The organism is Arthrobacter koreensis (assembly GCF_035792275.1).
Lineage (GTDB): Bacteria > Actinomycetota > Actinomycetes > Actinomycetales > Micrococcaceae > Arthrobacter_B > Arthrobacter_B koreensis_A.
This window is the reverse complement of the sequence record NZ_JAMWKK010000009.1, coordinates 1-13,334: the sequence shown is the minus strand read 5'-3', so window position 1 is coordinate 13,334 and position 13,334 is coordinate 1. Positions and strand designations below refer to the sequence as shown.

Sequence of the window (13,334 nt, the reverse complement as noted above, 5' to 3'; positions counted from 1 at the left end):
GCGTGGACTTTTAGGGCCCAGACAGGATTCCAGACAGGACTGAGTGATCGTTTCGTGAGTACGCAGCATGCCCCCGCCGAGGTTCCGGTATACACCGGGAAAATGAGCGTGGGACGTAAGCTCCGGGCCTACGTGGCCCTCACGAAGCCGCGCGTCATTGAACTCCTGCTGGTCACCACACTGCCCACCATGTTCTTTGCGCACGGCGGCGTGCCCTCCGTCTGGCTGATGGTCGCCACCATGGTTGGCGGGGCGCTGGCAGCTGCCAGCGCCGGCGTCTTCAACTGCTACATCGACCGGGACATGGACCGGCTGATGCGCCGGACCGAAAAGCGCCCGCTGGTAACCGGCGAGGTCAGCCCGCGGGAGGCCCTCGTGTTCGGCTGGGTACTCGGCATCGTCTCCATTGCCCTGCTCTGGTTCGGTGCGAACCCGCTCACCGGCCTGCTCGGGCTGGGCGCAATCCTCCTGTACGTCGTTTTCTACACGCTGATCCTCAAGCGCCGCACCACCCAGAACATTGTCTGGGGCGGAATCGCCGGCTGCATGCCGGTGCTGATCGCCTGGGCCGCCGTCACCAACACCGTTGAGTGGCCCGCGGTCATCCTCTTCACCGTGATTTTCCTGTGGACGCCGCCGCACTACTGGCCGCTGTCCATGAAGTACGGCGAGGACTACCGCAACGCCTCCGTACCCATGCTGGGTGCGGTTGCCGGTGCCAAGCTCGTCTCGGTGCAGGTTGTCCTGTACGCCTACGCCACCGTGGTGTGCTCGCTTCTGCTGATCCCCGTTGGCGGAGCCGGGTGGGTCTACACCGCCGGCGCCGTGCTGAGCGGTATCTGGTTCCTCGCCGAGACGCATCGCCTGCACTCCCGGGCCCAGCGCGGAGAGGTATCGGACAAGTCGGCCATGAAGGTCTTCCATGGTTCGATCAGCTACCTCACCATTCTCTTTGTTGCCCTCGCGATCGACCCCTTCGTCGGCGGTCCGGTCTTCTAGGTTCCTGCCGCCCTGCGGGGAACCGGACGAGTGGTCCCTGGGTCCGTAGCTTGTGCGCTTGACACGTCCCGGCGGTTGCATGGGCTGTAGGGCGCCCGGACACCTGGTGCCTGCGCCGGACGTCTCAGCTCCAGACGCAGCGCTATTTTCTTCCCGCCGGACACGGCCACTATGGGCGCAGGGCCTTAGGGCGCCTGCAGTTCCCGGCACCGTGTCTGGTTCCCGACTCTGTGTCTGCACGGTTTCCCAGCCGAAGTTACGGCTGGGACCGCTGTGGTCACGTCAGGTAACACCCGTAACTGAACGTGGGATTCCTGGCTCCCTCCGGTGCCCGTCCCCGTCGAACTTCGCCACCGCCGTCGCTGCCAGGCATCCCCCAACAGAGCCCACCGCCGGGCGCACCATCCGGGCCCTCAGGCGGCTCGCCCCCTCCAGGGACAGCTCAAGCCCGGATACGGCAAGATCCCGTGGAACCGCCGGGTTCCACGGGATCTTGCTGTATCCGGGCCAGTAGACCGCTGTGCCTACCCGGCAGCCGGAACCCGGCTGGAGTCCTGCGCCTCGGCAGGCGCCTTCCCCGGAACCTTCCGGGACAGTGCGGTGTAGACAACGTGGGCAGCGGCCGCAGTCAGCAGCGAAGCGCCGAGCATGTGCATCGCAACCAGGACGATCGGCAGGTGCAGGAAGTGCTGTACGTACCCGATGACGGCCTGTGCCAGCACGACGGCGGTGAACAGCACCAGCGAGGAACGCAGGCGCTTGTCTGCGGTACGGCGGTAGACGAGGTACAGCGCCACGGCTGTCGCGAAGACCAGCAGGTAAACGGGCACCACGTGCAGCCGGGTCACGAGATCCGGGTTCAGTCCGTTGCGGGCGGCACCGTGGTCTCCGGCGTGGGGGCCCGAACCGGTGACGATCACACCGAGAACCACGGTGATTGCGGAAAGGGCTCCAATCGCCCAGATGACCGGACGCAGGGGGCGGTCAGCCAGCTGAGCGTGCCGTCCTGCGACGCCGTCGCTGCTGAGCCAGGCCCGGTTCACCAGGACCACGGCCACGCTGATGATCACCATTGAGACGATGAAGTGCAGGCCAACCACCCAGGGGTTCAGGCCGGTCCAGACGGTGATGCCGCCAATGAAGGCCTGCGCCGGGATCCCGGCGAGTGCCGCAATGGAAAGGCGCAGCAGGTCGGGGCGGGAGCGGCGGGACTTCCACACGGAGGCAAGCATTCCGAAAGCAATGGCTGCGAGGACGAACGTGAGGAGCCGGTTGCCGAACTCGATGATGCCGTGGACGCCCATCTCCGGCGTGGTGACCAGCGAATCCGGGGTGCAGAGGGGCCACTCAGGGCATCCGAGGCCCGACGCCGTCAGCCGCACGGCGCCGCCGGTGACCACAATGGCAATGTTGGCCACCAGCGTGGCCACCGCCAGGGATCGGACGAGCCTGCTGGTCGCAGGGGCTCCGGAAGGCGCAGCCGTCCGGGTCGCAGGGGCGGGGGCGGGGGTGTTGGACACGGGAACTAACTCCATTTGAACCAGCGGACAGCGGCGAGGCTGCCCAGGATTGTCCACGCCAGCAGGATGAGCGTGGCGGAAAGGTTGAACTGCGTATCAATAAGGGCTGATCTCATCACGTCACCCAGCGCGGCCGAGGGGAGCAGCTGGACGAACGGTTCCACATCCGCCGGCAGGCTGGCCGCGGGAAGAATAATACCGCCCACGCCTGCCAGAAGGATCCACAGCAGGTTGGTTATCGCCAGCGTAGCCTCGGGCCGGACAGTTCCAGCCACCAGCAGGCCCAGGGAAGTGAACGCAACCGCCCCGAGCACCAGCAGCAGAAGGGCCAGCGGGAGGCCAGGGAGGGAAGGACGCCAGCCCATCAGGAGCGCGACGGCGCTGACAAGGACCACCTGGATAGCCAGGACGGACAGCACCGCAATCACTTTGCCCGCAATCAGGCCGGCGCGGCCCAGGGGAGTGGTGGAAAGGAAACGCAGTACGCCGTAGCGGCGGTCGAAGCCGGTTGCGATGCCCTGCCCGGTGAAGGCCGTGGAGAGCGCGCACAGCGCCAGGATGCCGGGCGCAGCGGTGTCGATGCGGGAAGGGCCATAGGAGTCCAGTACCGGGGTCACGCTTAGTGCGATTAGACCCAGGAGCGGAAGCACGACGGCGAGGATCAGCTGTTCGCCGTTGCGCAGCATGGTCTCTGCCTCGTACCTGCCCTGGTTAAAGACCCGGACCGACAGTGAAGCCGGGGCGCTCATCGGATCTCCTTTCCGGAGAGTTCGAGGAAAACGTCCTCCAGCGTGCGGGATGCCATATGGATACTGTCCGGCAGGATGCCTGCCCGGCTCCACCAGCCTGCCAGCGCAGCCAGGTCGGCCGGGCTGAATTCACCTCGGAGCACATAGCGCCCGGGGGAGTCTTCGGTAAACGCCAGGTGCTCCAGCCCCGCCGGCTCCGGCTTGAGCCCGGGGGCCGCCTCGAAGGCAAGTTCCCGGCCGGATGCATGGGCTGCGGTACGTGCGGTCAGCTCGGGGACTGTTCCCTGTGCCACCGTCCGCCCGTCATCAATGATGTAGACGTAGTCCGCGAGTCGCTGGGCGTCGTCGAGCAGATGGGTGGTGAGAATGATCCCCAGGCCTTCATCCCGGAGTTCCTGGATCAGCTCGAAGACAATCTGCCGGGACTGCGGATCCAGGCCGGCGCTGGGTTCATCGAGGAAGAGCACTTCGGGATTGCCTACCAGGGCGGCAGCGAGGGCCACCCGCTGGCGCTGTCCGCCGGAAAGGCGGCGGATACCGGTCTTGGCGAACGAATTGATGCCCAGCCGCTGGACCAGCTCATCGACGTCGCGCGGGTCCTTGTACATGCTGGCAATGTGCCGCAGAAGGGCAACCGGCCGCGCCGCCGGGGGCAGCCCGCCGTCCTGGAGCATCACGCCGGCACGCGCACGCAGCCCGGCACCGGCACCCCAGGGCGCCTCGCCAAGCAGCCGTACTTCCCCGCCGTCGATAGGCTGCAGGCCCTGCGCGCACTCCAGCGTCGTGGTCTTGCCGGCACCGTTCGCGCCGAGCAGGGCGGTGACCTGGCCCCGCCGCGCAGTGAGGTCAACCCCGGCCAGCACCCGGATCATTTTGCCGTCCAGCCCCGGCACGGGACCAAGGTCCCGGATCAGGCCGGTGATAGTCAGGCAGGGTTCGTCTTTAGGCACCCCCATATTCTACGTTAGGTAGTAGTCCCTTCCTGCCCCCGCCAGCCCCCATGCCTGGGCCGTGGGAAGCATGGCCTTAGTAGCCTTGAGGAATGGATTAGGTCATGATTGTGTTGTGTATTCTGTGAAGAGTTCAGAGACGGAGACCCCTCCGGCGGAGAACGGGGCGGTGAAAACCGCTCCTCAGGCCGCCGCAAGGGAATCGGAAGAGCGCACCCGGGACCGCGTGCTCGGTGCCGTGCTGGAGCACGGCCCGGTCAGCGCCGCAGAACTTGGTGAACGGCTCGGCTTCACGCCGGCTGCCGTGCGCAGGCACCTTGACGCGCTGGAGCGGCAGGGCCTGATCGAAGTCAAGCGGGTTTCCAGCCCCGGAGCCGGCGCCGGCCGGCCGGCACGCCGCTACGTGGTGAGCCAGCAGGGACAGTCCTACCTGGGCAACGACTACCTGACCATCGCCACCGAAGCCCTTCGGGCACTCGGCGCAGCTGCGGGACCCGAAGCCATCGAGGCTTTCGCGGCGGCACGGTTCAGGAAGATGGAAGAACGGTACCGCCCGGTGCTCGACGCCGCTGGACCCTCCCTGGAGGACCGCGCCCAGGCGCTGTCGGCGGAACTGACCAGGGACGGTTTCGTGGCATCCACAACCATGATCGGCACCAGCCGGACACCCAGCACCCTGCTGAGCATCCAGCTGTGCCAGGGGCACTGCCCCATCCAGGCGCTTGCCAGTGCCTACCCCGTCTTCTGTGACAAGGAGACCGAAGTTTTCTCCCGGCTGCTGGGGGTGGACGTGCGCAGGCTGTCCACGCTCTCCCGCGGCGGGCACGTTTGTACGACCCACATCCCGGTGGGCCGTTCGAAGTCTGCGCCTCACCAGCCGGTGGGCTCCGCAACCACCCAGTCCACATCCACTCATCAGCAAGAAAGGCCGTGATGACGGATCAAGTAACCCGGAAGGCCGAGGCACCTGAGGTGCCCGACTCCGTGATTTCAGACATTCTGGAAAAGAACCCCGAACTCGAGGGCATTGGTACCTACGAGTACGGCTGGGCCGACTCGGATGTCGCCGGGTCCAACGCCCGCCGCGGCCTCTCCGAGGAGGTTGTCCGTGACATTTCGGCGAAGAAGAACGAACCGGAATGGATGCTGGACCTGCGTCTGAAGGGCCTCAAGTACTTCGACCGCAAGCCGATGCCGACCTGGGGCGCAGACCTCTCCGGCATCGACTTCGACAACATCAAGTACTTCGTGCGCTCCACCGAGAAGCAGGCCGGTTCCTGGGAAGAGCTTCCCGAAGACATCCGCGAGACCTACGAGAAGCTGGGCATCCCCGAAGCTGAGCGCAACCGCCTGGTTGCCGGTGTGGCCGCGCAGTACGAGTCCGAGGTTGTCTACCACCAGATCCGCGAGGACCTCGAAGCCCAGGGCGTCATCTTCCTGGACACCGATACCGCCCTGAAGGAACACCCGGAAATCTTCCAGGAGTACTTCGGCACCGTCATCCCCGTGGGCGACAACAAGTTCGGTTCGCTGAACACCGCAGTCTGGTCCGGCGGCTCATTCGTCTACGTGCCCAAGGGCGTCCACGTCGAGATCCCGCTGCAGGCGTACTTCCGTATCAACACGGAAAACATGGGCCAGTTCGAGCGCACGCTGATCATCGCCGACGAGGACTCCTACGTCCACTACATCGAAGGCTGCACCGCGCCGATCTACACGTCGGACTCGCTGCACTCGGCCGTCGTCGAGATCATCGTGAAGAAGAACGCCCGCGTGCGGTACACGACCATCCAGAACTGGTCCAACAACGTGTACAACCTGGTGACCAAGCGCGCCATCGCACACGAAGGCGCCACCATGGAGTGGATCGACGGCAACATCGGTTCCAAGGTCACCATGAAGTACCCGGCTGTCTACCTGGTTGGCGAGCACGCCAAGGGTGAGACCCTGTCCATCGCCTTCGCCGGCGAAGGCCAGCACCAGGACACCGGCTCGAAGATGGTCCACATCGCGCCGAACACCAAGAGCTCGATCATTTCCAAGTCCGTGGCCCGCGGCGGCGGCCGTGCTGCCTACCGCGGCCTGGTCCAGGTCCGTGAAGGCGCGAAGAACTCCGCGAACACGGTGCGCTGTGACGCGCTGCTGGTGGACACAATCTCCCGGTCGGACACCTACCCCTACGTGGACATCCGCGAGGACGACGTGACCATGGGCCACGAAGCAACGGTCTCACGGGTCAGCGAGGAGCAGCTGTTCTACCTGATGTCCCGCGGCCTTCCCGAGGACGAGGCAATGGCCATGATCGTGCGCGGCTTCATCGAGCCGATCGCCCGTGAACTGCCGATGGAATACGCCCTTGAACTCAACCGCCTCATCGAACTCCAGATGGAAGGAGCCGTCGGTTAATGTCGAAGCTCAACGACACCGTAGTAAACGCAGCCGAGAACGTCGCTGAAACCGTGGCCGAGAAGGTCAGCAACGCAGTGGAAGGCGTCAAGGCGCGCATCGGGGCTCCCTCCGGGGACCGCCGGGTCCGCATTGACGGGTTCACCGAAGAAGGCGAAAACCTTTCCCCGCTGAACGATGCTTCCCCTGTTCTGGGCGGTGACAGCAGCAAGTCGCACAGCCACGGCGCCGGGGCAGGCATTCCCGACAGCTCCCGTGCCGGCCGCCCCACCTCCTACAAGCGGGAGGATTTCGGCAAGCTCTCCGGGCGCGAAGAAGACTGGCGGTTCACGCCGCTGAAGCGCCTGCGCGGCCTGCACACCCAGGAGCTGACCGGTACGGCCCCCGAGGTCGCCGTCGTGGCTCCCGAGGGTGTCACCGTGGCCGGAATCGGCCGCGACGACTCCCGGATCGGAACTGCCGGCATCCCCGAGGACCTGGTTGCAGCCGCAGCCTGGGAAGCCTTCACCGAGGCCACCCTGGTCAGCATCCCCAAGGACACCCAGGCCGACGGCACCGTGACGCTGTCCATCACAGGCGCCGGCACGGAGCCTGCAGCCCAGCACATTGTCATTGAGGCCGGAGCCTTCTCCAAGGCCGTCGTCGTGCTGGACCACAAGGGTTCCGCCACGCTGTCCCAGAACGTTGAGATCCTCGTCGGCGACGGCGCTGAACTCACCGTCATCACCGTCCAGGACTGGGACGACGACGCCGTGCACGCGTCCGCCCAGTACGCCCGGATTGGCCGCGACGCCCGCTTCAAGCACGTCGCCGTGAGCCTCGGCGGCGACCTGGTACGCATCACGCCCTCCTCGAAGTTCACTGCCACCGGCGGTGACGTCGAGATGTACGGCCTGTACTACGCTGACGCCGGCCAGCACCTGGAGCAGCGCCTGTTCGTTGACCATGCCGTGGCCAACTGCAAGTCCCGCGTCATGTACAAGGGTGCCCTGCAGGGCAAGGACGCGCACACCGTCTGGGTGGGCGACGTGCTGATCCGCAAGGAAGCTGAAGGAACCGACACCTACGAGGTGAACCGGAACCTGCTGCTGACCGACGGCGGCCGCGCTGACTCCGTCCCGAACCTCGAAATCGAAACCGGTCTCATCGAAGGTGCCGGCCACGCCAGCGCCACCGGCCGGTTCGACGACGAGCACCTGTTCTACCTGATGGCCCGGGGCATCCCCGAGGACATTGCACGCCGCCTTGTGGTGCGCGGCTTCCTGAACGAAATCATCCAGCAGATCAAGGTTCCGGAACTGGAAGAGCGCCTGACCGCCGCCGTCGAGCGCGAGCTCGCCGTCGTCGCGGCCTAGGCCCTTACTTCCTCCCAACCTGCAGACCGCACCGCACGCGTGCAAAGAGAAAGCGAAACTACGCATGTCCACTCTTGAAATCAAGGACCTTCACGTCAGCATTGAGACCGAACAGGGTGTCAAGAAGCAGATCCTGAAGGGCGTCAGCCTGACCATCAACACCGGCGAAACGCACGCCATCATGGGCCCCAACGGCTCCGGCAAGTCCACCCTGGCTTCGACCATCGCCGGTCACCCGCGCTACACCGTTGACAGCGGCTCCATCACCCTTGACGGCGAAGACGTCCTGGAGATGAGCGTTGACGAGCGCGCCCGCGCAGGCCTCTTCCTGGCCATGCAGTACCCGGTCGAGGTTCCGGGTGTCACCATGACCAACTTCCTGCGCACCGCCAAGACGGCTATCGACGGCGAAGCGCCGTCCCTGCGCCACTGGACCAAGGACGTCAAGAACGCCATGTCCCAGCTGCGCATCGACGCCGACTTTGCCCAGCGCAACGTCAACGAAGGCTTCTCCGGCGGTGAGAAGAAGCGCGTTGAGATCCTGCAGCTCGAGCTCTTCCACCCGAAGTTCGCCATCCTTGACGAGACCGACTCCGGCCTGGACGTTGACGCGCTGAAGGTTGTTTCCGAAGGTGTTAACCGTGAGCACGCAAACGGCAACATGGGTACCCTGCTGATCACGCACTACACGCGGATCCTGCGCTACATCAAGCCGGACTTCGTCCACGTGTTCGTTGACGGCCGGATCGCCGAGCAGGGCGGCCCCGAGCTCGCCGACCGCCTTGAAGAAGAAGGCTACGACCGGTTCACCAAGACCGGCGCAGTCAGCGCCTGAGCACACCAGGCACGCCGGAAAACGAGGAGCAGAACATGAGCGACGCCAACCTGGCCCAGACGTCCCTGGAGGACGTCGAAGAGGCCCTCAAGGACGTCATCGACCCGGAGCTGGGGGTGAACGTCGTTGACCTGGGCCTGCTGTACGGGCTGAAGTACGCCGAGGACGGAGCCCTGCTCATCGACATGACCCTGACAACTGCCGCCTGCCCGCTGACTGACGTCATCGAGGAGCAGACCGGCAAGGCCCTGGAAGGGATCGTCGACGAGTTCCGGCTGAACTGGGTGTGGATGCCGCCGTGGGGTCCGGAAAAGATCACAGACGACGGCCGTGACCAGATGCGGGCCCTGGGCTTCAATATCTAGGCACCGCATTTAGTAAAGGGCGGGCACCCACCGGGGTGCCCGCCCTTTTCGCGTGCCTACAGGTGTGTGCCGGCAGGTCCGCCCCGGTCCGGCTCGCCGATCCCGCGCGCTGCAAGGGCATCGCCGGTCTGCTGCGCGTAGGCAACCGCGCGGATCACTACAGGCACGGCCAGCGCCCGCGGATTCCGTTCCAGGCCCCTTGCCTTCGCGGAGTCCCGGACGTCCGAGGCCGACCCGAGCAGATAGGGCACGCTGCGCAGCATCAGGGCCAGGGCCAGGCCAAACCGCTCCGGATCTGTACCGAAGACCCGAAGCGGGCGCACCAATGCCACAACGCCGTCGAGCAGTACGGGTACCGGAACGGTGAGCACCAGCAGCCGCGCCGCCAGCGCACAGACCGTGATGTTGCCGGTCACCGTCACCGCCGTCCAGACACCGGCCTGCCAGAGCTGGAAGGCACCCAGGATCAGCAGTACCGGCCACATCAGTTTCAGCGGCCGGGGAAGTTCATGCAGGAGCCCGGCTCCGGCATAGCCAAGCGCGGTCAGCAGCAGCGCTGCCCCGGTGGCTGCCGGATGGGCCGCAGCCAGCGTCACCGCGGAACCCAGAAGGACGACGGCGGCCTTCAGCCACAGCGGAGCCCGGTGGACCCGGGTGCTGCCGGGACGGTACGCGCCGAGGTGCATGCCGTTCTTCACCGGCCCGCTCCGTCTGCCGCGGCTGCGAGCATCCGGTACGCGGCAATACTCTGCGCCGGCGGGCCGTCACTGACAATGCGGCCGCCGTCCACCACCAGCACCCGCTCTGCGTCAGCTGCGAAATCCAGGTCATGGGTCGTGAAGATAACCTGCTGGGGGAGCCCGGCCAGGAGCTTCCGCAGCCGGACGGTGTTGCGCAGGTCCAGCAGCGTGCTGGGTTCATCCGCCACGAGGATGTCCGGCCCCGTTGCCAGCACCGCTGCCAGCGCCATCAGCTGGCGTTCACCGCCGGACAGGTCGTAAATGCTGCGGTCAGCCAGATGCAGGAGGCCAAAACGGTCGAGTACCCGCTCAGCGGCCGCCCGGCGTTCGGCTGCGCTGCGTATGCTCCGGCGCAGGGAGAGCTCGACGTCGTCGCGCCCCGTGGGCATGACCAGCTGAGACAGCGGATCGGTAAAGACAAAACCCACGCGCCGGCGCACCAGGGACCCCTGCCGGGCGGTGTCCGCCCCGTCCACGCAGACCCTGCCGGCGGAGGGCAGAAGGAGTCCATTGATCAGCCGCAGCAGGGTCGACTTGCCCGAACCGTTGGCTCCAATGACGGCGATGCGCGGCTCGCGCAGCTCCAGGGAAACCGGATGCAGGATGGGCGGGTCCTCCGGCTCCGCGTCCGGCGCGCGGACTTCGGCACCGCTGAAGTGCACCGTCATGAGCGGCGGGCGGCTTTCCGCCGCGGCCTGGATCCCGGCGCCATCCGGGGGAAGGCCGCGAACACGCTGACTGCCACGGCGGCCGCGGCCAGGTTCTTCAGCACGTCTCCGGGCCAGAAGGCAGCGTCGGCTGCAAGCGCGGCAGGAAAGGACAGCTTGGCGTTCAGCATCATGCCCGCGATGCCCAGCGGATGGATGACCAGGAAACTGGTGCACAGCCCTGCAGCAAAAAGGACTGCAAAGCGGGCACGGCGGATACGCGGCAGAAGCGCGCGCACCAGGAGCCCCGCCACCAGGGCTGCCAGCGGGAAGGAGAGCAGGTATCCCGCCGAGGGGCCCGCGAGGACCCCCGGCCCCGAGCTGAATCCGCTGAAAACGGGAAGACCGGCCAATCCTGCCACCAGATAGAGGCCCACAGCCGCAGCCCCCCGGCCGGGGCCGAGGACCATGCCGGTCAGCGCGACGGCAAGGGTCTGCAGCGTAATGGGAACGCCGGCAGCCAAGGGAATACCCGGCAGCAGTGAAAACGCAGCGACAAGTGCCGCGAAGACCGCGATGTAGGAAAGGTCGGCGGCGCTCCATCCACGTCGGGATGACAGAAACTGCCCGTCAGGGGCGTTATTCGTGCGGTTTCTGCCATCTCGCGGGGAGGACGCGCCGGGGGAGGTGGCCGGGCGGGAGGAAGCAGGGGCAGGCGCAGCGGGGTCGGGAGCGGCAGGCATTCAGGCTCATTTCGTTGGTGTCCTACAAGGTGAGGGCAAGTGATTCGGGGAAGGAACCCCGGTATTGCCGAGACTAGACCGGGTTCGGGGCGTTTTCCTTTGTTGGGTTCCTACAAATCTCCCAAAGCCGGTAGACTTGAAAGGCTGCCTTCGCAGAATCCGCGTACCGAAACGCGTACAACGCACACCCAATCCATTTCCTTCGAAAGGTCCCTCCTTAGTGATTGCCGTATCTGAACTCGAGCTGCGTGCCGGCGCACGCCTGCTCATGGAAGCGGTTTCATTCCGTGTGGACAAGGGAGACAAGATTGGGCTCGTGGGCCGCAACGGCGCCGGCAAGACCACGCTGACCAAGGTGCTCGCCGGAGAGACCCTTCCGGCAGCCGGGCATATCAAGCGCACCGGTGACATCGGCTACCTGCCGCAGGACCCCCGGACCCCTGACATGGAGCAGCTCGCACGCGACCGCATCCTCTCTGCCCGCGGCCTGGACAAGGTCCTCACCGAGCTGAAGAAGTGCCAGGACGAAATGGCCAGCGGTGATCCAAAGGTCTCCGAGAAGGCAATGAAGCGCTACGACCGGCTGGAGGCTGAGTTCCTCTCGGCCGGCGGATACGCCGCCGAGTCTGAGGCCGCGACCATCTGCGCGAACCTGGCCCTGCCGGACCGGCTGCTGAACCAGCCGCTGAAGACTCTCTCCGGCGGCCAGCGCCGCCGCGTGGAACTGGCCCGGATCCTGTACTCGGATGCCGAGACCATGCTGCTCGATGAGCCCACCAACCACCTCGACGCCGACTCAATCGCCTGGCTGCGTGAGTTCCTGAAGAACCACACCGGCGGCCTGATTGTGATCAGCCACGACACCGGGCTGCTCGAAGCGACCGTCAACAAGGTGTTCAGCCTGGACGCCAACCGCGCCACGATCGACATCTACAACATGGACTGGAAGCGCTACAAGATCCAGCGAGAGACGGATGAGCGGGCCCGCAAGCGCGAACGCGCCAACACTGAAAAGAAGGCCGGAGCCCTGCTGGCGCAGGCCAACAAGATGAAGGCCCGCGCCTCCGGCGCCTCCGCAGCACAGAGCATGCTCAAGCGCGTGGACCGCCTGATGAGCGGCCTGGACTCCGTGCGCGCCACGGACCGGGTGGCCGCACTGCGTTTCCCCGATCCCGCTCCCTGCGGCAAGACCCCGATGATGGCCGAAGGGCTGAGCAAGAGCTACGGTTCGCTGGAGATCTTCACGGACGTCGACCTCGCCATCGACCGCGGTTCCAAGGTGGTCATCCTGGGCCTGAACGGTGCCGGCAAGACCACCCTGCTGCGGATGCTGGCCGGGGTGGACCAGCCGGACACCGGGCGCATCATTCCCGGGCACGGACTGAAGATCGGTTACTACGCCCAGGAACACGAAACCCTGGATACCGACCGCACGGTGCTGGAGAACATGCGCTCCGCCGCACCTGACATGGACGACGCCGAGGTCCGCAGCGTGCTCGGTTCCTTTATGTTCAGCGGCGACGACGTCGACAAGCCTGCCGGCGTGCTCTCCGGCGGCGAGAAGACGCGCCTGGCGCTGGCCACCATCGTGGCGTCCTCCGCCAACGTCCTGCTCCTGGACGAGCCCACCAACAACCTTGATCCGGCCTCGCGCGAGGAGATCCTGGGCGCCCTGAGCAACTACTCCGGCGCCGTCGTTATGGTCAGCCACGATGAAGGTGCCGTTGCGGCCCTGAATCCGGAGCGCGTCGTGCTGCTGCCCGACGGCGACGAAGACCACTGGAACGAGGGTTACCTGGAGCTCGTCACGCTGGCGTAAGCCCAGCGCAGATCGTAAAAGGCCGCCGCCCCTTTCGGGGGCGGCGGCCTTTCTGTGTCGGGGATGGCCCGGTCAGCACCTAGTTGTACTGAGACACCACGTTGGTTACACGTGAATAGGGTGAAGACCTCTTAGGTTTGGTGGTTACCACACACAGCCGAACCCAAGAGGTCTTCATGTCCCACGGTAATGCCCGTCTGGCTCCG

At 65.9% G+C, this 13,334-nt stretch carries 13 protein-coding genes; 7 read left to right on the top strand and 6 right to left on the bottom strand.

Annotated features, from left to right (window positions below):
* The first annotated feature begins 102 nt into the window (after positions 1-102).
* Positions 103-999 (top strand): heme o synthase, encoded by an 897-nt coding sequence (locus tag NGB94_RS10210; protein ID WP_325790644.1) that lies wholly within the window; start codon positions 103-105, stop codon positions 997-999.
* A 524-nt stretch (positions 1,000-1,523) separates the two neighbouring features.
* Here the strand turns inward: NGB94_RS10210 and NGB94_RS10205 are convergent.
* Genes NGB94_RS10205 through NGB94_RS10195 form a run of 3 tightly spaced genes read right to left on the bottom strand, consistent with a single transcriptional unit; the run spans position 1,524 to position 4,224 of the window.
* Positions 1,524-2,519, bottom strand: a complete 996-nt coding sequence (locus tag NGB94_RS10205; RefSeq protein WP_325790521.1) for a COX15/CtaA family protein — start codon at positions 2,517-2,519, stop codon at positions 1,524-1,526.
* A gap of 5 nt (positions 2,520-2,524) precedes the next feature.
* Positions 2,525-3,268, bottom strand: coding sequence for an ABC transporter permease (locus tag NGB94_RS10200; RefSeq protein WP_325790520.1), 744 nt, complete (start codon positions 3,266-3,268; stop codon positions 2,525-2,527).
* Positions 3,265-4,224 (bottom strand): ABC transporter ATP-binding protein, encoded by a 960-nt coding sequence (locus tag NGB94_RS10195; protein ID WP_325790519.1) that lies wholly within the window; start codon positions 4,222-4,224, stop codon positions 3,265-3,267. The genes NGB94_RS10200 and NGB94_RS10195 overlap by 4 nt, the downstream gene beginning before the upstream one ends.
* 163 nt (positions 4,225-4,387) lie before the next feature.
* Here NGB94_RS10195 and NGB94_RS10190 point away from each other — a divergent pair, with 163 nt between their 5' ends.
* The 5 genes from NGB94_RS10190 (at position 4,388) to NGB94_RS10170 (ending at position 9,179) form a co-directional block, all read left to right on the top strand.
* The gene (locus tag NGB94_RS10190) at positions 4,388-5,152 is read left to right on the top strand and encodes a helix-turn-helix transcriptional regulator (RefSeq protein ID WP_325790518.1); all 765 of its coding nucleotides are present in this window, start codon (positions 4,388-4,390) and stop codon (positions 5,150-5,152) included.
* On the top strand, positions 5,152-6,624 hold the full coding sequence (sufB, locus tag NGB94_RS10185) for a Fe-S cluster assembly protein SufB (RefSeq protein ID WP_325790517.1): 1,473 nt from the start codon (positions 5,152-5,154) through the stop codon (positions 6,622-6,624). The genes NGB94_RS10190 and sufB overlap by 1 nt, the downstream gene beginning before the upstream one ends.
* Positions 6,624-7,979 carry a Fe-S cluster assembly protein SufD gene (sufD, locus tag NGB94_RS10180; RefSeq protein ID WP_325790516.1) on the top strand — a complete coding sequence of 452 codons (1,356 nt, stop codon included), beginning with the start codon at positions 6,624-6,626 and terminating at the stop codon, positions 7,977-7,979. Before sufB ends, sufD begins: the two co-directional genes overlap by 1 nt.
* A gap of 64 nt (positions 7,980-8,043) precedes the next feature.
* Positions 8,044-8,814: a Fe-S cluster assembly ATPase SufC gene (sufC, locus tag NGB94_RS10175; RefSeq protein ID WP_325790515.1), complete on the top strand. Its 771-nt coding sequence runs from the start codon at positions 8,044-8,046 to the stop codon at positions 8,812-8,814.
* Positions 8,815-8,849: 35 nt separating this feature from the next.
* Complete coding sequence (locus NGB94_RS10170; protein WP_152228009.1) at positions 8,850-9,179, top strand: metal-sulfur cluster assembly factor; 330 nt, start codon at positions 8,850-8,852, stop codon at positions 9,177-9,179.
* A gap of 56 nt (positions 9,180-9,235) precedes the next feature.
* Here the strand turns inward: NGB94_RS10170 and NGB94_RS10165 are convergent, their stop codons facing one another.
* From NGB94_RS10165 to NGB94_RS10155, 3 genes are read right to left on the bottom strand one after another with little or no spacing between them, the layout of a single operon-like run.
* Positions 9,236-9,877: an energy-coupling factor transporter transmembrane protein EcfT gene (locus tag NGB94_RS10165; protein ID WP_325790514.1), complete on the bottom strand. Its 642-nt coding sequence runs from the start codon at positions 9,875-9,877 to the stop codon at positions 9,236-9,238.
* The gene (locus tag NGB94_RS10160; protein WP_325790513.1) at positions 9,874-10,587 is read right to left on the bottom strand and encodes an ABC transporter ATP-binding protein; all 714 of its coding nucleotides are present in this window, start codon (positions 10,585-10,587) and stop codon (positions 9,874-9,876) included. Before NGB94_RS10160 ends, NGB94_RS10165 begins: the two co-directional genes overlap by 4 nt.
* Positions 10,584-11,090, bottom strand: coding sequence for a biotin transporter BioY (locus NGB94_RS10155; protein WP_325790512.1), 507 nt, complete (start codon positions 11,088-11,090; stop codon positions 10,584-10,586). Before NGB94_RS10155 ends, NGB94_RS10160 begins: the two co-directional genes overlap by 4 nt.
* 439 nt (positions 11,091-11,529) lie before the next feature.
* Here NGB94_RS10155 and NGB94_RS10150 point away from each other — a divergent pair, with 439 nt between their 5' ends.
* Positions 11,530-13,128, top strand: a complete 1,599-nt coding sequence (locus tag NGB94_RS10150) for an ABC-F family ATP-binding cassette domain-containing protein (protein ID WP_325790511.1) — start codon at positions 11,530-11,532, stop codon at positions 13,126-13,128.
* The last annotated feature ends 206 nt before the right edge of the window (positions 13,129-13,334 follow it).

Excerpts from the sequence above, each read along its gene's own strand:
- NGB94_RS10210 (WP_325790644.1), top strand. The coding sequence starts at position 103 with ATGAGCGTGGGACGTAAGCTCCGGGCCTACGTGGCCCTCACGAAGCCG.
- NGB94_RS10200 (WP_325790520.1), bottom strand. The coding sequence starts at position 3,268 with ATGAGCGCCCCGGCTTCACTGTCGGTCCGGGTCTTTAACCAGGGCAGG.
- NGB94_RS10195 (WP_325790519.1), bottom strand. The coding sequence starts at position 4,224 with ATGGGGGTGCCTAAAGACGAACCCTGCCTGACTATCACCGGCCTGATC.
- sufB (WP_325790517.1), top strand. The coding sequence starts at position 5,152 with ATGACGGATCAAGTAACCCGGAAGGCCGAGGCACCTGAGGTGCCCGAC.
- sufD (WP_325790516.1), top strand. The coding sequence starts at position 6,624 with ATGTCGAAGCTCAACGACACCGTAGTAAACGCAGCCGAGAACGTCGCT.
- sufC (WP_325790515.1), top strand. The coding sequence starts at position 8,044 with ATGTCCACTCTTGAAATCAAGGACCTTCACGTCAGCATTGAGACCGAA.
- NGB94_RS10170 (WP_152228009.1), top strand. The coding sequence starts at position 8,850 with ATGAGCGACGCCAACCTGGCCCAGACGTCCCTGGAGGACGTCGAAGAG.
- NGB94_RS10160 (WP_325790513.1), bottom strand. The coding sequence starts at position 10,587 with ATGACGGTGCACTTCAGCGGTGCCGAAGTCCGCGCGCCGGACGCGGAG.